General features: G+C 69.2%; 15 protein-coding genes. 2 read left to right on the forward strand and 13 right to left on the reverse strand.

Annotated elements, in window-relative coordinates:
* Nucleotides 1-10: 10 nt before the first annotated feature.
* On the forward strand, nt 11-1,279 hold the full coding sequence (locus tag MST3598_RS12560; RefSeq protein WP_051671100.1) for an MFS transporter: 1,269 nt from the start codon (nt 11-13) through the stop codon (nt 1,277-1,279).
* Here MST3598_RS12560 and MST3598_RS12565 read toward each other — a convergent pair.
* The 10 genes from MST3598_RS12565 to rsmI form a co-directional block, all read right to left on the reverse strand.
* Nucleotides 1,258-2,136, reverse strand: coding sequence for a TatD family hydrolase (locus MST3598_RS12565; protein ID WP_029259614.1), 879 nt, complete (start codon nt 2,134-2,136; stop codon nt 1,258-1,260). The genes MST3598_RS12560 and MST3598_RS12565 overlap by 22 nt on opposite strands.
* A 30-nt stretch (nt 2,137-2,166) precedes the next feature.
* Nucleotides 2,167-3,759: a methionine--tRNA ligase gene (gene metG / locus MST3598_RS12570; protein ID WP_029259613.1), complete on the reverse strand. Its 1,593-nt coding sequence runs from the start codon at nt 3,757-3,759 to the stop codon at nt 2,167-2,169.
* Nucleotides 3,760-3,798: 39 nt separating this feature from the next.
* Nucleotides 3,799-5,355 (reverse strand): molybdopterin-dependent oxidoreductase, encoded by a 1,557-nt coding sequence (locus MST3598_RS12575; protein ID WP_442922164.1) that lies wholly within the window; start codon nt 5,353-5,355, stop codon nt 3,799-3,801.
* A gap of 63 nt (nt 5,356-5,418) precedes the next feature.
* Nucleotides 5,419-6,588 carry a glycoside hydrolase family 1 protein gene (locus MST3598_RS12580; RefSeq protein WP_029259611.1) on the reverse strand — a complete coding sequence of 390 codons (1,170 nt, stop codon included), beginning with the start codon at nt 6,586-6,588 and terminating at the stop codon, nt 5,419-5,421.
* Between the two features lie 39 nt (nt 6,589-6,627).
* Complete coding sequence (locus MST3598_RS12585) at nt 6,628-8,355, reverse strand: ABC transporter ATP-binding protein (RefSeq protein ID WP_051671096.1); 1,728 nt, start codon at nt 8,353-8,355, stop codon at nt 6,628-6,630.
* Complete coding sequence (locus MST3598_RS12590) at nt 8,352-9,266, reverse strand: ABC transporter permease (protein WP_021199907.1); 915 nt, start codon at nt 9,264-9,266, stop codon at nt 8,352-8,354. The genes MST3598_RS12585 and MST3598_RS12590 overlap by 4 nt, the downstream gene beginning before the upstream one ends.
* Entirely contained in the window at nt 9,263-10,243 is a 981-nt protein-coding gene (locus MST3598_RS12595; RefSeq protein WP_021199908.1) for an ABC transporter permease, read from the reverse strand. Before MST3598_RS12595 ends, MST3598_RS12590 begins: the two co-directional genes overlap by 4 nt.
* Nucleotides 10,240-11,889, reverse strand: coding sequence for an ABC transporter substrate-binding protein (locus MST3598_RS12600; protein ID WP_029259609.1), 1,650 nt, complete (start codon nt 11,887-11,889; stop codon nt 10,240-10,242). Before MST3598_RS12600 ends, MST3598_RS12595 begins: the two co-directional genes overlap by 4 nt.
* Before the next feature lie 207 nt (nt 11,890-12,096).
* The gene (locus tag MST3598_RS12605) at nt 12,097-13,209 is read right to left on the reverse strand and encodes a LacI family DNA-binding transcriptional regulator (RefSeq protein WP_231494458.1); all 1,113 of its coding nucleotides are present in this window, start codon (nt 13,207-13,209) and stop codon (nt 12,097-12,099) included.
* Entirely contained in the window at nt 13,206-14,033 is an 828-nt protein-coding gene (gene rsmI / locus MST3598_RS12610) for a 16S rRNA (cytidine(1402)-2'-O)-methyltransferase (protein ID WP_029259607.1), read from the reverse strand. The genes MST3598_RS12605 and rsmI overlap by 4 nt, the downstream gene beginning before the upstream one ends.
* 62 nt (nt 14,034-14,095) lie before the next feature.
* On the opposite strand from rsmI, the gene MST3598_RS12615 reads away from it, so the two are divergent.
* A complete protein-coding gene (locus MST3598_RS12615) occupies nt 14,096-15,649 on the forward strand; it encodes a dolichyl-phosphate-mannose--protein mannosyltransferase (protein WP_029259606.1) in 1,554 nt (517 codons plus the stop codon).
* Between the two features lie 26 nt (nt 15,650-15,675).
* Here MST3598_RS12615 and MST3598_RS12620 read toward each other — a convergent pair whose 3' ends face one another.
* The 3 genes from MST3598_RS12620 to MST3598_RS12630 are packed head-to-tail and all read right to left on the reverse strand — an operon-like array spanning nt 15,676 to nt 18,380.
* Nucleotides 15,676-16,548 carry a hypothetical protein gene (locus MST3598_RS12620; RefSeq protein ID WP_029259605.1) on the reverse strand — a complete coding sequence of 291 codons (873 nt, stop codon included), beginning with the start codon at nt 16,546-16,548 and terminating at the stop codon, nt 15,676-15,678.
* 30 nt (nt 16,549-16,578) lie between these two features.
* Nucleotides 16,579-17,061: an Lrp/AsnC family transcriptional regulator gene (locus tag MST3598_RS12625; RefSeq protein WP_021199914.1), complete on the reverse strand. Its 483-nt coding sequence runs from the start codon at nt 17,059-17,061 to the stop codon at nt 16,579-16,581.
* Between the two features lie 2 nt (nt 17,062-17,063).
* Entirely contained in the window at nt 17,064-18,380 is a 1,317-nt protein-coding gene (locus tag MST3598_RS12630; RefSeq protein WP_157749864.1) for an amino acid permease, read from the reverse strand.
* Between the last annotated feature and the right edge of the window lie 28 nt (nt 18,381-18,408).

The raw sequence follows: 18,408 nt of genomic DNA on the forward strand, positions 1-18,408 counted from the left end.
GCCCCGCCGCATGGGCCGAGACTTCCGCTGGCTGCTCGCGTCGTCGTGGACGAGCAACGTCGGCGACGGCGTCGCGCTCGCGGCCGCTCCGCTGCTCATCGCGTCGATGACCTCGTCGCCGATCCTGGTGGCGGCCGGCGCGATCCTGCAGTTCCTCCCCTGGCTGCTCTTCGGCCTGCACGCCGGCGCGATCGCCGACCGCTTCGACCGTCGTCGCCTGGTCATGTTCGCCAACGCCGCCAGAGCCCTCGTACTCGCAGCTCTCTGCGTGTTCCTCCTCACCGGGGTCGCGAACATCTGGATCGTGCTCGCGGTCGCGTTCCTCTACGGCACCGCCGAGGTCTTCGTCGACACGGCGGGAAGCACGCTGCTGCCCATGCTCGTGAAACCCGCAGACCTCGGCGTCGGCAACGCGCGCCTGCAGGCCGGATACCTGGTCGCGAACCAGTTCGCCGGTCCCCCGCTGGGAGCATTCCTGTTCGCGGCCGGCACGGCGTGGCCCTTCCTGCTCGAGGTCGTGTGCGTGAGCTTCGCCGTGGTGCTCATCTCGCGCATGGCGAAGACGCCCGTCCCGCCCCGGGAGACGGACGCCCACCCGCCCGTGCACACCGACATCGCCGAAGGCCTGCGGTGGCTGTGGCGCAATCCGCCGGTGCGGATGCTGGTGCTCATCATCCTGGTCTTCAACATCACCTGGGCGGCCCCCTGGGGCGTCCTCGTGCTGTACGCCACCGAGCACCTGCACATGGGCGCGGTCGGCTACGGTGCCCTCACGACCGCGTCCGCGGCGGGTGGCATCCTCGCGACCCTCAGCTTCGGGTGGCTGGAGCGGCATGTCTCGTTCGCGACGCTGATGCGCGTCGTGCTCTCGCTCGAGGTGCTCATGCACCTGTCTTTCGCACTCACCACCACCGGCTGGGTGGCGCTGGTCATCATGTTCTTCTTCGGCGCCTACGCGTTCGTATGGGGCACGATCTCCACGACCGTCCGACAGCGACTGGTCCCCGCCGAGCTCCAGGGTCGGGTGGCGTCGGTGAACATGGTCGGGGTGTTCGGCGGCATGGTCGTCGGGCAGGCGCTCGGCGGCGTGATCGCCCAGGTGTGGGGGCTCACCGCACCGTGGTGGTTCGCGTTCGTCGGTGCCGCCCTCACGCTGCTGCTGGTGTGGAAGCCCATCTCGCAGATCGTGTCGGCGAAGCCCATCGCCGACACCGGGCCCGACGACGCGGAACCCGCGAGTCGGTCGGCGAACGAGCCTCAGGAGTCGAAGGAGCCGTAGACCCGCAGCGTGTTCTCGGCGAGCTGGGCGCACAGCTCATCCACGTCGAGACCGAGCTCTGCGGCCATGAAGCGCACCGTGATCGGCACCAGGTAGGGCGCGTTCGGGCGTCCGCGCAGCGGCACCGGGGTGAGGAACGGCGCATCCGTCTCGACCAGGAGGCGATCGAGCGGGGTGACCTTCAACGCATCGCGCAGATTCTGGGCGTTCTTGAACGTGACGTTGCCGGCGAACGACAGGTGGTACCCGGCGTCGGCGCAGATGCGCGCCATCGCGTCGTCGCCCGAGAAGCAGTGGAACACCGTGCGCTCCGGGGCGCCGAGGCGGGAGAGCGTCTCCAGCACGGCGTCGTGCGCGTCGCGGTCGTGGATCTGCATCGCGATGCCGTGCTTCTTCGCGAGCGCGATGTGCGCCTCGAACGACTCGAACTGCGGCGCCTGCCGCTCTGGCTCCGTGCGGAAGAAGTCGAGCCCCGTCTCGCCGATCGCCCGGGTGCGCGGGTGTGCGGCGAGCTCGTCGATCACCGCGATCGCCTCATCCAGACGCCCCTCCTCTGCGTACGTCGGCGCATCGTTCGGGTGGATCGCGACGGCGGCCAGCACACGAGGGTCGGATGCCGCGGCCTCGACCGCCCACCGCGACGACTCGATGTCGCCCGAAGCCTGCACGACCCCGGCGATGCCCACGGCCGCCGCCCGGTCGAGCTGCTCGGTCAGCGACAGCGGCTGATCACCGTCGACGATCTCCAGGTGCGCATGGTTGTCGTACACCGGAACCGTCAGCGGTTCGGGGGCGGACGGATACTTCAGATCCTTGCGTCCGTCCCCCGAACGCTCACGCACGTAGGTCTCGGCCATCTCTTCGCGCTCTGTGTTCCGGGCCGCGGCTCAGCCCGCTGACTCCACCCGCGGGAACAGCGGCGAGAGGCCGTTGACACTGGTACCGGGGCGCAGCACGCCCCAGGCGCCCGCCTCGCGGATCGGCTGGTCCTGCAGGCGACCCAGGGTCTCGGCGGCGCCGAGGGCGACCCAGAGCTTCTCGGTCGATTCCGGCATCACCGGCGACAGCAGCACCGCGAGCGCGCGCAGCCCCTCGGCGCAGGTGTACAGCACGGTGCCGAGGCGTGCGCGCTGGTCCTCGTCTCCGCTGTTCGCCTGCTTGGCCAGTGCCCACGGCTCGTTCGCGGTGATGTAGCCGTTGAGCGCATCGACGATCGTCCAGATCGCCGAGATCGCCTCATCGATCCGGAACTGCGCGACGGCGGCATCCGCGTTCGACGCTGCATCGGCCACGATCTTCTGGATCGCGAGATCCTTCTCGGTGTACTCGGCCGCGGGCGGCACGACGCCATCGAAGTACTTCTCGATCATCGCGGTGGTGCGCGAGGCGAGGTTGCCGAAACCGTTCGCGAGCTCGGCCTGGTAGCGGGCCGACAGGTCTTCCCACGAGAAGGAGCCGTCCTGGCCGAACGCGATCGCCGAGAGGAAGTAGAAGCGGTACGCGTCGGAACCGAAGACGTCGGTGATCTCGGTCGGCGCGATGCCGGTGAGCTTCGACTTCGACATCTTCTCGCCGCCGACGAGCAGCCAGCCGTGCGCGAACACGCCCTTGGGCACGTCGAGGCCGGCCGCCATCAGCAGCGCGGGCCAGATCACGGCGTGGAAGCGCAGGATGTCCTTGCCGACCACGTGGTAGGCGGGCCAGCGGCGTGCGAAGGTCTCCTCATCGGAGCCGTAGCCGACGGCCGTGGCGTAGTTCAGCAGCGCGTCGACCCACACGTAGATGACATGCGATTCGTCCCAGGGCAGCGGGATGCCCCAGTCGAAGGTCGAGCGCGAGATCGACAGGTCCTTCAGGCCCTGGCTCACGAAGGAGACGACCTCGTTGCGCGCGGAGTCGGGGCGCACGAAATCGGGCTGGGTCTTGTAGAGCTCGAGCAGGCGGTCCTGGAACTCGCTGAGCTTGAAGAAGTAGTTCTTCTCCTGCAGCAGTTCGAGAGGCTTGGAGTGGATCGCGCAGACCTTGAGTCCCTCGAAAGGACCGGTGCCGTCGACGATCTCCGACTCGGGCTTGAACTCCTCGCAGCCCACACAGTAGAGCGCCTCGTACTCGCCCGCGTAGATGTACCCGCGGTCGTACAGGCGCTGGAAGAACGTCTGCACGTTCGTCTCGTGCCGCTCCTGCGTCGTGCGGATGAAGTCGTCGTTGGCGACGTCGAGCGTCGTCAGCAGCGGGAACCAGCTCTCGCTGACGAGCTTGTCGACCCATTCCTGCGGGGTGACGTTGTTCGCCGCCGCCGCGCGCAGCATCTTCTGACCGTGCTCGTCGGTGCCCGTGAGCATCCAGGTGTCATCCCCCGCCTGGCGGTGCCACCGTGCGAGCGTGTCGACGGCCACCGTCGTGTACCCGTGACCGATGTGAGGCACGTCGGACGGGTAGTAGATGGGCGTGGTGATGTAGAAGGATTCGCCTGCGGGCATGGAGCAATTCTAGGTGCGATGCCGCGGGTGGTTACGCGCTCAGCCGACGGAGACGTCGATGCGGTGCCATCCCTGCGCGCCGTCGGGTGCCGGGGCAGCCGGATCCGAGGTCTGCGTCTCGCCGTCGGCGCTCAGCGCCCGGCATTCGATGGTGTGCGCACCGCTCTCGGCGGTCCAGTCGAGACTCCACTGCACCCAGGTGTCGGCGGAGATCGCGGTCGCGAGCTCGGCGGCGCGCCACGGGCCGTCGTCGATGCGCACCTCCACCCCGGCGATGCCGACGTGCTGCTGCCAGGCCATCCCGGCGATCACCGCGGCCCCCGCCGGGACCGACTGCCCACGGCGCGGGACGTCGATGCGGGACTGCAGCTTGATGGGCCCGCGATCCGACCACCCTCGCGTCGTCCAGTAGGCCGTGGCACGGTCGAACCGCGTCACCTCCAGCTGTGTGACCCACTTCGTGGCCGACACATAGCCGTAGAGACCCGGCACCACCATCCGCACCGGGAATCCGTGCTCGATCGGCAGCGGCTCTCCGTTCATGCCGATCGCGAGCAGAGCGTCGCGGTCATCCGTGAGCGCCTCGATCGGGGTCGATGCCGTGAACCCGTCGTCCGAGGTCGAGAGCACCATGTCGGCGTCGCGATCCACACCCGCGCGCGCGAGCAGCTCCCGCACCGGAAGACCCAGCCAGCGGGCGTTGCCGATCAGTGATCCCCCGACCTCGTTCGACACGCAGGCGAGCGTCACGTCGGACTCCTGCATCGGCATGGCCAGCAGCTCGTCCCAGGTGATCTCGATCTCGCGGTCGACCATCCCGTGGATGCGCAGCGACCAGTCGGCCGGGTCGACCTGCGGCACGATGAGCGCGGTGTCGATCCGGTAGAACTCCGCGTTCGGTGTCACGACGGGAGCCAGACCGCGGATCCCCAGCTCCGCGCCGGCAGGAACCGTGGCCGCTGCGCGTGCCGCGCTCGGCAGCCGCAGGGCCGCGCGGACGGCTTCGATCGAACGGCTCGCGCCGCGCGCGACGTTCCCGACGATGAGAGCCACGGCGCCGGCCGCGGCGACCCCGGCGGTCCACAGCAGGAACCGCCTCCGGTCCTCGTCGTCGGGCTGCAGGCCCGCGACCGGTCGCAGGCGTGCCACGAGGAGACGCAGAGTGATCACCGCCACGAGCCCGGCGATGAGACCGGGGAGCCAGGCGAAGGGTCCCGCGCCGGGTCGGACCATCGCCGCGACGACGGCGAGAACGCCGAGGGCTCCCAGGATCACCGCCCCGATACCGGATCGTCTGCGCTCCAGGATCCCGGCGACGGCGGCGACGACGACGAGCACGACGGCGATCCCCGTGATCAGGGCCGCCTTGTCCCCGGTGCCGAACAGCGCGATGGCGGTGTCCTTCGCCCAGCTCGGTGCGAGATCGATGAGCCCGCTCCCGATCACGGCGAACGGGCTCGCGCTCGGCTCCACCACCGCGGCGACGAGCTCCGCCAGGCCGACGGCGAGGAACGACGCGCTCAGGCCGGCGGCGGCTGCCCGGAGGGTGTCCCGCCGCGTCTCTTCCCCCCGCGTCGCGTGCATCGCGTTCGTCATGACCCGAGGGTAACCCCGCCGCGGATGCCGGGGGCGCATCCGCGGCGGGGTCGGCGGCGCCTCTCAGAGGCCGTTGCGGCGCGCGACCTCTCCGAGCCAGGCGAGCGACGGCTTCGGCGAGCGCTCGAACGTCTCGTGGTCGAAGCCGATCAGGCCGAACGTGGGCCGGAAGCCGCTGGCCCATTCGTAGTTGTCGAGCGCGCTCCAGTGCTGGTAGGCGCGCACGTCGATGCCGTCGGAGATGGCGCGGTGCAGTCCTTCGAGCGCACCCTGCGTGTAGGCGATGCGCCGCGTGTCGTCATCGGTCGCGATGCCGTTCTCGGTCACGAGCACGGGCACTCCCCCGCTGCGCTCCCAGGCGCTGCGCACTCCCATCTCGAGCGCCTCGGGGAAGAACTCCCAGCCGGTCAGCGTGGTCTCCACATCGTCCGCCACCGGGCGCGGGCCCTCGGGACCGATGAAGGTGCGGGTGTAGGCCTGCACGCCGACGAAGTCGTCGCCGGCCGACTGGTCGAGGTACCAGTGGTCGCGGGGGTCGCCGTACGCGGCGAGCATCTCGTCGGCTCCCGGCTCTCCCGTGGAGTGGAACGCCTGCGTGGCGATGGTCCATCCGGCCTTGACACCGGGCACCGAATGCAGGATCTCCGATGCGCGGTGGTGCGCCTCGAGCAGCGTGTCGGCGACGGCGAGATCGGGGTTCGGGAGGCCGTAGGCGACGAGGTTCGCCGCGTCCTCTCCCCCGGCCAGCATCGCCGCGATGTTCGGCTCGTTGATCGTGCACACGTAGTCGATGCCGTCGAGGATCGGCAGCACGGTCTCGACGTAGCGGGCAAACAGATCCACCGCGTCGTCGGCACGCCAGAAGCCGTCCTTCTGGAACCACTGCGGCACCGTGAAGTGCATGAGCGTGACCGTGGGGTCGAGCCCGTTCTCGCGGGCGGTGTCGATCATGCGACGGTAGTGGTCGAGCATCGCCCGGGAGACGAAGCCGCGCTCGGGCTCGATCCGCGCCCACTCCACCGAGAACCGGTAGGAGTTCAGCCCGGCGGCGGCGAGCAGCCGCATGTCCTCCGGGTAGCGGTGGAAGTGGTCGGCGGCGTCACCGGAGGGCTCCACCATGGGCGAGCCGGGCGCGTGTTCCATCGCCCACCAGTTGCTCGTGGTGTTGTTGCCCTCCACCTGGTGGGCCGCTGTCGCGGCACCCCACAGGAAGCCGTCGGGGAATGCGAGCACGAGTGCTCTCCTCTCTCTCTTGTGTTGAAGTCGTGACGGTCAGCGCAGGCGCGCGGGATTGGGCACCGCGTCCAGCAGCTGGATCGTGTACGGATCCTCCGGATGCTGCAGCACCTCCGAGGTCTCGCCGCGCTCGACCACCCGGCCGCCGTTGAGCACCAGGATGTTCTGGGTCACCAGGCGCGCGCTCAGCAGGTCGTGCGTGATGTAGAGCATGCTGATGCCCCACCTCTCGCGCAGGTCCTCCAGCAGCGCCAGCACCCCGGCACGCAGCGAGACGTCGAGCATCGAGACGGGTTCATCGGCGATCAGCACCTGCGGGTCGCTCGCGAGCGCCCTGGCGATCACGACGCGCTGCCGCTGCCCGCCGGAGAGCTGGTGCGGCAGCTTGGCGGCGAACTGCTCGACGGGCGTGAGGCCCACCGTCTCGAGCAGCTCGAGCACTCGCGCCCTCGCCTCGGGCCCCCGCAGCGTCGTGTAGTTCATGACCGGACGGGTGAGGGCGTACTCGACCGTGTGCAGCGGGTTGAGCGCCGCATACGGATCCTGGAACACCATCTGCACGTCCTTGCGCAGGTCGCGCAGTCCACGGCGTTTGAGCGTCGCGACGTCGACATCGCCGAAGTGCACCGTGCCGGAGGTGGGCTTCTCGACCCCCGTCAGCATCTTGGCGATGGTCGACTTGCCCGAGCCCGAGGCGCCCACGAGTGCCAGGGCCTCCCCCGGTTCGAGACGGAACGACACGTCGTCGACCGCGGTCACGGCGTCCTGCCCACGGCGAGGGGCCGGGTAGTGCTTCGAGACGCCCTCCACCACGATCGCCGCATCCGCACGACGGGTGTCGCGCGACGACACGGTCGGGAGCGTCTCGGTGACGTCGGTCCGCGCACGTCCTTCACGACGGCGGGTACCGGCGTCGAGGAAGCCGGGGATCTCGATCTTCTCCGCGCGGGGGTCCGCGTAGTGGCTGAGGAGCATCCGGGTGTACTCGTCCTGCGGGCGCTCGAGGATGTCGATGCTCCTGGCGTCTTCGACGATGTGCCCTTCGTGCATCACCATCACCCGGTCCGTGGCCTCGAGCACGATGCCGAGGTCGTGACTGATGAGGATGGCGGTGAAGTGCTCGGCCCGCTGCAGCTCCTTGATCGTGTCCATCACCGCGTGCTGCACGAGCACGTCGAGCGCCGTGGTGGGCTCGTCGAACACCATCAGCTGTGGTTCGAGAGACAGTGCGAGCGCGATCGAGGCACGCTGGCGCATACCGCCGGAGAGCTCACCCGGGTAACGGGCGAGCACCGACGCGTCGAGGCCAACCTTGCCGATGAGCTCACGGGCACGCGCATCGCGGGCGTCCTTGAGCACGTGTCCGTGCGCCGCGAAGATGTCGCGGAAGTGGTTGCCGATCGTGCGCACGGGGTTGAGGGCGTTCATGCCCGACTGCAGCACCATGGCGAATCCGCCCTGACGCTGACGACGCAGCTCCTCGGCATCCAGCTCGCGGATGTCGCGCCCGCCGAAGAGGATGCGCCCCGCGCTGATGCGCGCCGGGGGCTTCTGCAGTCGCGTGAGGGCGAAGCCGAGGGTCGACTTGCCCGACCCCGACTCGCCGACCAGACCGACGAACTCGCCGCGGCGGAGCGAGAACGACACGTTCTCGACCGCGGTGACGGGCTTCGTGCCCGGCGACGCGTATTCGACGGACAGCCCCTGCACCTCGAGCAGGATGTCGTTCTCCGTGGTGGTGGTCGCGGGTGCCATGGCGGTCATCGACCCTTCCCCTCTCGCAGGCGCGGATTGGAGATGCCGTCCACGCCGAAGTTGATCAGTGTCAGGCTCAACGCCAGCAGTGCGATGCACAGACCGGGGGCGAACAGCAGCAGCCACTGTCCGGTGAGCAGGGAGTTGGAGTTCTGCGCCCAGTAGAGCATGGTGCCCCAGCTGACGATGCTGGAGTCGCCGAGGCCGAGGAACTCCAGGCCCGCCTCCGCCAGGATCGCGGCCGTCGCCGCCCCGAAGAGCGTGCCGGCGATGATCGACGTCATGTTGGGCAGGATCTCGCGGAAGATGATGCGCGTCCTGCTGTCACCCGAGAACTGCGCCGAGGTGACGAAGTCGTTGCCGCGCAGCGACTGCGTCTGGCTGCGGAGCACACGGGCGCCCCAGGCCCAGCCGGTCACCACGATGACCGCGATGATCATCAGGATGCCGCCGTTCTGCAGGTACGCGGCGATCACGATCATGAGCGGGAGTCCGGGGATCACCAGGAAGAGGTTGACGATGAAGCCGACCACCTCGCCGGCGAAACCGCGCATGTAGCCCCAGCTGAGACCGATGAGCACCGCCACGATGGTCGACAGGATGCCCGCGGCGAAGCCGACGAGCAGGCTGACCTGTGCGCCGTAGATGAGCTGGCTGAGCACGTCCTCCCCCGCGGCCGTCGTGCCGAGCCAGTGCGCCCACGACGCATCGGCGTTGCGCTCGAAGGTGTTGTCCTTCGCGCCGTAGGGGGCGAGGACGGGGGCGAACACCGCCACGAGCACGAAGAAGGCGAGGATGCACAACCCGAGCCGTGCCTTGCCATTGCTCCAGAGGGTGGCGACCATGCGTCCGAAGGCGCGCCATGGGCTGGGCGCGGCGATGCGCTCGGCGGGGATCTTGACGTTCATGGTGGAAGTCATCGGCGGGTCCTTGGGTCGAGTACCCCGTACAGGATGTCAACGAGGAAGTTGGCGATGAGCACGCTCACGGTGATCATCAGGAAGAGCGCCTGCATGAGCGGGTAGTCCTGCCCGATCACGGCGTTGAAGAGCAGATAGCCGATGCCCGGATACCCGAACACCTGTTCCACCAGGATCGATCCGCCGACCACACCGCCGAGCGTGAGCCCGAAGCCGGTGAGGTTCGGCAGGATCGCGTTGCGCGCGGCGTAGCGGAGGGCGATCGTGCGGCCGTGCAGCCCGTTCGCCTCGCCGAACGTGATGTAGTCCTCGCCGAGCGTATTGATCATGGCGTTGCGCATGCCGATGATCCATCCGCCCAGGGAGGTGAGCAGGATCGTCAGGGCCGGCAGGAACGCGTGGCTGAGCAGGTCTCCGAGGAACTCCCAGGTGAACCCGGGTGTCGTGGTCGCCGAGTAGGCGCCGGTGGTCGGGAACCAGTGCAGCACGTAGCCGAAGAAGAACAGCAGCAGCAGCGCGGTCCAGAAGTACGGGAACGTGCTGAGGAACGAACCGGTCAGCGTCGGGAGGGTGTCGAGCCAGGTGCCGCGACGCCAGGCGGCGGCGACGCCGATCAGCGTGCCGATCACGAACGCGAGGATCGTGACGATGCCGACGAGCCCGATCGTGTACGGCAGCGCCGTGGACACCATGCTCGACACCGACTGCGGATAGAACGTGTACGAGACGCCGAAGTCGAGCCGGACGACCTGGCCGAGATAGGCGATGTACTGGTCCCACAGCGATCCGGTCGGAACACCCAGCTGCGCCTCGATGGCGGCGCGCGTGGCGTCCGACACCGGCCCGTTCTGGGACAGCTTGGCGATGGCGGCATCCGCCGGGGAACCGGGCATCATGCGCGGGAGGAAGAAGTTCAGGGTGACCGCGGCCCACAGGGTGAGCACGAACAGGCCGAACTTCTGGAGCACGTACTTCACTTGTCGTCCTCCTTCACGCGCTCGAGCCGGGTGAAGATGCCCAGCGGCGCGGAGTCGTAGTTCTGCGGGATCATGTACGGGTCTTCCTCACTCGGCCAGCCGGTGAACTTGGCGTCGCTGAACAGGCCCCAGATGCCGCCGTAGTAGAGGCCGATCACGGGCATCTCGTCGTAGACGACGCCCTGCAGCTCCTTCACGATCTCGGCCTGGCGGGCGGAGTCGACGGTCTCGCGATATTCGGCGAGCAGTGCGTCGACCTTGTCCGACTTGTAGCGCTCGAAGTTGTTCGCGGTCGGCTTTCCCGACGGCACGTAGAACTCGCTGGAGAGCAGGTTGTTGTAGGCCTGGTACACGTCGCCGTTGCCCATGCCGCCGATCGCCATCTCGAAGTCGCCGTTGCTGATCGCGCTCTGATATCCCGCGGGCTGCGGAAGCTTGAGCGTGACCTTCACGCCGACGTCGGCGAGCTGGCTGCGCACGGTCTGCGCCGCCCTGGTCCAGTCGGAATACCCGTTCGCCGTGGTCAGCGCGAACTCGAGCTGCTCGCCGTTCGCGTCGACGAGACGGTCGCCGTCGAGGGTGTAGCCCGCGTCGGCGAAGGCGGCGAGAGCGGCATCCTCGTCCTGCGTGATCATGCCCTGATCGGGGATGCTCGGATCCAGGTACTGCTCCTGGTTCGGAAGGATGAGACCGGTCTGACCCGCCGGCTTCATGTATCCCTCGGACGCGGTCTCTGCAATCTCCTCACGATCGAGGGAGAGCGCGATGCCGCGTCGCACGTTCACGTCGTCGAAGGGCGCGACCTCGAGGTTCGGCATCAACGCGATCACGCCGCCGGGCGGGAACCACCACGCGTTGTGCTCGCTCGCCGCGCCCCAGGTGCCCTCGACGTCGGAGATGAAGGAGTAGGCCCAGTCGTAACCGCGGGTGACGGTGTCGAGCTGCGAGTTCGTGGCGGGAAGGATGATGTGCTCGATCTCGATCGAGTCGGCCTGCCAGTAGTCGGGGTTCTTGTCCATCGAGTACTGCTGGTCGTTGTAGTTGCCGAGCACGAACGGCCCGGTTCCGACCGGATCCTCGTTGCGATACGTGCCGGGGTCCTTCACGTCGGACCAGAGGTGCTCGGGGACGATCATGGTCTGTCCGAGGATCGCCAGCGACGGCGCGTCCTCGGTCTTGAGGTGCAGGATCACGTCGCTGCCCTCGGTCTCGACGCTGTCGAGGTGCTGCCATGCGCCCTTGATGTCGAGCGACGGGTTGTCCTTGAGCAGCTGGAACGTGAAGGCCACGTCCTCGGGCGTCAGGTCTTCGCCGTCGCTCCACTTCACGTCGTCGCGGATCGTCATGACGATCGTGCGCGCGTCGGGCTGACTCCATTCGGAGGCGAGCCACGGGTTCTGCGTGCCGTCGAGCGGATTGATCAGGATCAGCGGCTCGTAGATCCACCGCGACGCGGTGCGCGTGTTGGTGAGGTACGGGTTGAAGTTCTTCGTGAAGAACGGGTTGCCCTTGTCGGCATTGATCAGCATCGTGTCGGCGCCGATCGACGGATCGGGTTGGGATGTGATCTGGATGCTGCAGCCGCTGAGGGCGACCGCCACGGCCGCGAGGCCCACGATCGTCGCTCGGCGCCAGCGCTGCATCATGCGCCGTCCCGGTGTTCTGCCACCTGACATCTGCCACCTCATGTCGTCTCTGTCATGAAGGGCGCCCCTGCCGGACCACCGGAACTTCGGAACACCCGCACGGCCTGCGCCGTCTCAGGGCGGTGTGCACCGCCTCAGTGATTGTAAGCGCATACATTTTGCGATCGCAACCCCTTGACACGGGCGCGCCGACCATGGCCGCACCGTTCAGACGGGGCGCTGAGAGCTCTCGCGCAGCAGGATCTGGAGGGGCAGCCGGGCGACCACCGGGTCGGCTTCCGCGTTCTCCAGCCGCCGGGCGAGCACCTGAACGGCCGCCCGGCCGAGGTCGATCATCGGCTGACGGATCGTGGTCAGCGGAGGCTGCGACAGCGCGGCGGCCTCGATCCCGTCGAAGCCCGTCACCAGGACGTCGTCCGGCACGCGGATACCGGCGCCTCGGAGCACGTCGAGCGCTCCGAGCGCCATCTGATCGTTCGCGGCGATCAGCGCGGCCGGCACCCCCGCGGCGAGAAGCTCCTCGGCCGCGCGGCGCCCCGATGCGCGGGTGAAGTCGCCGCGCAGCACGGTCACGTCGTCGAGCCCATCACCGGCAGCCGTCACGGCGGCCGCGAACCCCTCCCAGCGCTGCAGGCCGTCCGGCGAATCCGCGGGCCCCGCGAGGAACGCGAGCCGCCCGTCTCCCACCTGCGCCAGCACGTGCCTGGTCAGCTCACCCATCGCCTCGGCGTTGCTCACCGTGACGTGGTCGTAGTGATCGCCGCGGGGAGGACCCGAGAGCACCACCACGGGGATGCGCCGCGCCAGCCGGGCCAGCACGTCGTCCGGCACGCTGCTCGCGAGGACCATGAGCCCGTCCACACGGCCCGCCATGTCGCGCACGGTGGAGCGGTCAGGGTCGTCCCGCCCGACGCCGACCATCAGCACGAAACCCTGCTTCCACGCCTCCAGCTCCGCACCGCGCAGCACCTCGTCGAGGAACAGCATCGAGGTGTGCCGGCCGTCGGATTCCACCTCGTCGCGGACGATCTCGAACGGCGGTGCGTCGGCGTCGGCGGCGGAGAGCGCGTCGAGGGGCGGAGCATCCTCGGCGGCGTCGAACCCCGGGAAGTACAGCCCGAGCACCCCGGTTCGACGCTCGGCGAGTCCGCGGGCGCTGCCGCTGGGCACGTACCCCAGCGCGGCGACGGCGTCGAGCACGCGCTCACGGGTGACCGGGCGCACCGCATCCGGCGAGCGCAGCACACGCGAGACCGTGGCGATCGAGACGCCGGCCCGATCGGCCACGTCGTACACGGTCGCCGCCTTACTCACGGTCACGCTCCTCCGGAGCGGGCGGCGAGGGCGGCCTGATAGAGGTCGCGGGAGGAGAGACCGGTGAGGCCGGCGACCTCGGAGGCGGCGTCCTTCAACCGGATGCCGTCGGCGACGAGCTTCTGCACCTGCGCGAGAGCGTCTTCCGGGGAGGCATCGCGGTGCGCCGCCCCTTCGACCACGACGACGATCTCGCCCTTCACACCGTCCTCGGCCCAGGAGACGAGTTCCGATGCTGTGCCGCGGCGCACCTCCTCGTACAGTTTCGTCAGCTCTCGGCACACCGCGATCCGCCGGTCGTCGCCGAATGCCGCCCCCATGTCGGCGAGGGAGCTCGCGAGGCGGGCGGGCGATTCGAAGAAGACCATGGTGCGGGGTTCGGCCGCCAGCGCGCGCAGAGTCGAACGCCGCTCCCCCGGCTTGCGCGGCAGGAACCCCTCGAACGTGAAGCGGTCGGTGGGCAGGCCCGAGATCGCGAGTGCCATCAGCACCGCGCTCGGCCCGGGGATCGCGGTCACCGTGACGCCCTGAGCGACCGCTTCGGCGACCAGCCCGTAGCCGGGGTCGCTCACGGTGGGCATCCCGGCATCGCTCATCACCACGATGTCGGTCTCGGCCGCGAGAGCCGCCAGCTCGGCGGCCTTCTGCTTCTCGTTGTGGTCGTGCAGGGCGATCAGGCGCGGGCGGTTCTCGATCTGCAGGGCCTTCAGCAGACGTTGCGTGGTGCGGGTGTCTTCGGCCACGACGACCTCGGCGTTCTCCAAGACCTCCACGAGACGGCGCGACGCGTCGCCGAGATTTCCGATCGGAGTGGCGGCGAGGATGATCACCCGCCCAGCTTAGGCGGGCCGGATGCAGCCGGCCGAGAAGGCCGGTTGTCTAGGCTGGAGCGGTGACCGCGCCCGTGCCCCTGCTTCCCGCTCCCGATGAGCGGTTGACGCGCTACGGGCGACTGCGTGACCGCCTGCTCAACGCCCCAGACTGGGGACGCGCGATCCGGTGGCTCGCACCCCTCGTCATCACCGCGATCGCTGCCCTCCTCCGGCTGATCAACGTCGCCCATCCGCATCAGCTCGCTTTCGACGAGACGTACTACGTCAAAGACGCCTGGTCGCTGTGGACGCTCGGCTACGAGGGCACCTGGGGCGAGAACGCCAACGACGCCTTCGTCACGCTGCAGCAGCTGCCGCTGTCCGAACAGGGCGCGTTCATCGTGCATCCGCCGCTCGGCAAGTGGCTCATCGCGCTCGGCATGGCGATCGGCGGGCCGGACAACAGCGCCGGCTGGCGACTCGCGACCGCGGTGCTCGGCAGCGCCTCGGTGCTCCTGGTCTACCTGATCGCGCGACGGCTCAGCGGTTCCGTGATCGTCGCGAGCGTGGCCGGGACGCTGCTCGCGATCGACGGTCTCAGCATCGTGATGAGTCGCATCGCCCTGCTCGACGGCATCCTGACGTTCTTCGTCCTGCTGGGTGTGCTCTTCGTGATCATCGACCGGCAGCGGACGATCCCCGTGCTCGAGAAGCGCGATCCCGACACCCCGGATCCGTTCTGGGGTCCGGTGCTCTGGCGTCGTCCGTGGCTGATCGCCGCGGGAGCCGCCCTCGGCGCGGCGTCGGCCGTGAAGTGGTCGGGGCTGTACGTGCTGGCGGGCTTCGGCCTGTACGTCGTCGTCACGGATGCGCTCGCCCGCCGTCGCGCGGGAGTGGTGCTGTGGCCGACTGCGGCCGCGTTCCGACAGGGGCCGGTCTCGTTCGTGCTGCTCGTCTTCCCCGCCCTGGCGGTGTACCTGATCAGCTGGACCGGCTGGCTGGTGACGGCAGGGGGCTATGACCGCCAGAGCGACCCGAACCCGCTGATCGCGCTGTGGAAGTACCACGAGTCGATGCTCGGCTTCCACGTCGGCCTCACTCGCGGCCACCCCTACGCGAGTCCCGCCTGGGAGTGGCCGTTCCTGCTGCGCCCCACGGCGGTCTGGGTCGACTCCGACCCCGCGGGCTGCGGGACGGACCACTGCATCGGCGTGATCTCGGCGATCCCGAATCCGCTCATCTGGTACGCGGGCGTGGCCGCAGCGATCTACCTGCTCTACCGCCTGGTGCGAGGCTGGATCACCCGGCAGCCCGTCGGCCCGGAACTGAGCATCCCCCTGGTCGGCCTCGCCGTCACCTACGTGCCGTGGCTGATGTTCCCCGACCGCACGATCTTCCAGTTCTACACCGTCGTGATGATGCCGTTCCTCGTGCTCGCGCTGGCGATGACGCTGCGGATCATCGCCGGGCGACGTGAGGATCCGCTGCACCGGCGGCAGTCCGGCGAGCGCACCGTGATGATCTTCCTCGCGTTCGTGGTGCTCGTGTCGGCGTTCTTCCTTCCCCTGTGGACGGGGATGAGCGTGCCGTACGAGTTCTGGCTGGTGCACAACTGGCTGCCCGGCTGGGTGTGAGCCCGCCCGACGCACCACGGCGTCCCTCAGACCGCGAGTGACCCCACGATCTCGTCGAGCGTGCGCCCGAACGCGAAGCGGTACCAGTCCAGGGCGTCTTCGCCGGAGAGCTGAGCGACGTGACCGTCCTCGCCGGTGAACGACCATCGCGAGGTGCCTGGGGGCCAGGACGCCATCGTCTCCGGCTGCGGAACCTCCGTCGACGCGGATGGCGGCAACGGAGGAAGGCCGTGCGCCTGCCGTCCACGCGCCCCCACAGCCGTCGCGAGCCAGAGCTCGGCGAAGGCGCGGGGACGCAGCGACGCGATCGGTGCGGGGGTCTCCGCGCGGTAGACGACCGTCATGGAGTCGGAACGCACGACGACCCATCGCTCCCCCGCGGCGAGGAACCGACAGCGCGCGTCGGAGTGCAGGTCGATCGTCGCGCCGAGCCGCGCGAGCGCGCCGACGGCCGCTGCCGAGAGCAGCTTCTCCGGAACCTCCCGCTCGCGGCGGCGCTGTTCCGTCTCCAGGCGCTCGGCCGCGAGCGGCGCGTACTCCACGCTCAGGGCATCCCGATTCGCCGCAGCGCCCGCCGCCAGTCGCCCGTGCAGCCACTGCGGATCGAGCTGCAGGAAGTAGCGGAAGACGACCGGGATCGGCGACGCCGACCCTCGCAGTCGGCGGTTCCTGACCAGCAGACGCACACCGTGGTCCACCGACCACACCGCCGACACGGTGCCGTCGACGACGGCGACCCACGACCATCCGCGGTTCTCGATCTCCGGATGCGTCGCCTCGAGCAGATCTGCCAGGCGCGTGCCGTCCGGAAACGACAGGCGGCGCGCATGGGAGGACATGTCGTCGCCCATCGCGACGCTGTCACGGTCGAGGTCCACGAGCACAGGAGCAGCGACCATGACGACGATGCTAGCGGGATCGCCGTCGCCCTAGAGCACCTCGTCCGCGGCGACGTGCTCGACCAGCGGGAGCACACGGCCCGAGAGATGCGTGCGCATCGCGATCGACGAGGCGGTGCGCGCGACTCCCGGCACCAGGGCGACCCGATCGAGCACCTCCTGCAGCCGCGTGGCATCGCGCGCCACCAGCCGCAGCTGCATGTCGCTGGCCCCCGTGACGGTGTGCATGTCGACGATCTCGGGGACGGCATCCGCAAGAGCCGTGGCGACGTCGTCGTGCCCCACCTTCTGATCGATCTCGACCAGGCAGAACGCGACGACGCCGTAGCCGAAACCCGCCGGATCGATCCGCGGCACGATCGCCTCGATCACCCCGCCCTCGTGCAGGCGCGCGAGCCGGCTCGTCGCAGTGCCGCGCGCGATCCCGAGTCGCCGTGCGCACTCCAGGATCGGTAGCTGCGGCGACTCCGTGAGCAGGCGGATGAGCTGGGCGTCGAGGCGATCGATGCGCATCGCTACTCCCGTGGGACGCCGGGCCGGGCCACGCTCCTGGTCGCCCGGGCGACGAGGAGGAGGACGGCGGTGAGACCCAGCGTGAGCAGCAGCTGGATGCGCGCGGCCTCATCGATCATCGCGAGGGCGATCACCGCGGCGAGCAGCACCAGGCACAGCCACGACAGCCAGGGGAAGCCCCACATACGCATCGGCATCGCCTCGCCGGCACGATCCGCGCGACGGCGGAGGATGATCTGCGCCACCGCGGTGGCGGTCCAGATCACGAGCAGCGTCGAGCCGACCACGTTGAGCAGGGCAGGCAGCACCACGTCAGGGAAGGCCCAGTTGAGCCCGACCGTGACGAACCCGAACGCCACGGAGGCCAGCACGGCGACGAACGGCACGCCCTTGAGGCTCGTGCGGGTCGCGGCCAGCGGGGCGAGCCCGCGCTCCCCCAGCGAATACGCCATGCGCGAGGCGCCGTAGATGTTGGCGTTCATGGCCGACAGCAGCGCGATGATCACGATGAGGTCCATCACCAGACCGACGCCGGGCACGTTCAGCGTCTCGAGCACCGCCGAGAAGGGCCCCGCCTTCACGGCGGGGTCGTTCCAGGGCAGCACAGCCACGATCACGAAGATCGATCCGACGTAGAAGACGAGGATGCGCACGAGCACCTCCCGCACGATGCGGCGGATGTTGTGGGCGGGATCGTTCGACTCCGCGGCGGCGATCGCGACGACCTCGGTACCTCCGAACGCGAAGACGACGATCAGCAGGGCGCCGGCGATCCCGGCGATGCCGTTCGGTGCGAAGCCGCCGTTGTCGACCAGGTTCGCGATGCCGGTCGCCGGCACACCGGGGATCAGCCCGACGATCGCGCACACCCCCACCACGAGGAAGGCGATGATCGCCGCGACCTTGATCGCCGCGAACCAGAACTCGAAGCGGCCGTAGTTGCGCACCCCGAACAGATTCACCGCGGTGAGCGCGACGACGAAGATCAGCACCCACACCCAGGCCGGGATGCCCGGCGTCCAGTTGGCCACGATCGCACCGGCACCGGTCGCCTCGGCGGCGATCACCACGACCAGCTGGATCCAGTAGAGCCAGCCGACCGCGCTGCCGGCGCTGCGTCCCATCGCCTTCTGGGCGTACGAGCTGAAAGCACCCGAGCTGGGCCGGGCGGCGACCATCTCGGCCAGCATGGCCATCACGAGCACGACGATGCCGCCCGCGACCAGGTACGACACCAGCACGGCGGGCCCCGCGATGCTGATCGCCTGCCCTGATCCGACGAACAGCCCGGCGCCGATCGCACCTCCCAGCCCCATCATCGAGATCTGGCGGCGGGTCAGGCCCGGG

Source organism: Microbacterium sp. TPU 3598 (genome assembly GCF_002356155.1).
GTDB lineage: Bacteria > Actinomycetota > Actinomycetes > Actinomycetales > Microbacteriaceae > Microbacterium > Microbacterium maritypicum_A.

What these genes read in the sequence shown, in the direction of transcription:
- MST3598_RS12575 (WP_442922164.1), bottom strand. Translation starts at nt 5,355, where the DNA reads ATGACGAACGCGATGCACGCGACGCGGGGGGAAGAGACGCGGCGGGAC.
- MST3598_RS12565 (WP_029259614.1), bottom strand. Translation starts at nt 2,136, where the DNA reads ATGGCCGAGACCTACGTGCGTGAGCGTTCGGGGGACGGACGCAAGGAT.
- metG (WP_029259613.1), bottom strand. Translation starts at nt 3,759, where the DNA reads ATGCCCGCAGGCGAATCCTTCTACATCACCACGCCCATCTACTACCCG.
- MST3598_RS12590 (WP_021199907.1), bottom strand. Translation starts at nt 9,266, where the DNA reads ATGACTTCCACCATGAACGTCAAGATCCCCGCCGAGCGCATCGCCGCG.
- MST3598_RS12620 (WP_029259605.1), bottom strand. Translation starts at nt 16,548, where the DNA reads ATGGTCGCTGCTCCTGTGCTCGTGGACCTCGACCGTGACAGCGTCGCG.
- MST3598_RS12630 (WP_157749864.1), bottom strand. Translation starts at nt 18,380, where the DNA reads ATGATGGGGCTGGGAGGTGCGATCGGCGCCGGGCTGTTCGTCGGATCA.
- MST3598_RS12560 (WP_051671100.1), top strand. Translation starts at nt 11, where the DNA reads ATGGGCCGAGACTTCCGCTGGCTGCTCGCGTCGTCGTGGACGAGCAAC.
- MST3598_RS12625 (WP_021199914.1), bottom strand. Translation starts at nt 17,061, where the DNA reads ATGCGCATCGATCGCCTCGACGCCCAGCTCATCCGCCTGCTCACGGAG.
- MST3598_RS12585 (WP_051671096.1), bottom strand. Translation starts at nt 8,355, where the DNA reads ATGACCGCCATGGCACCCGCGACCACCACCACGGAGAACGACATCCTG.
- MST3598_RS12600 (WP_029259609.1), bottom strand. Translation starts at nt 11,889, where the DNA reads ATGATGCAGCGCTGGCGCCGAGCGACGATCGTGGGCCTCGCGGCCGTG.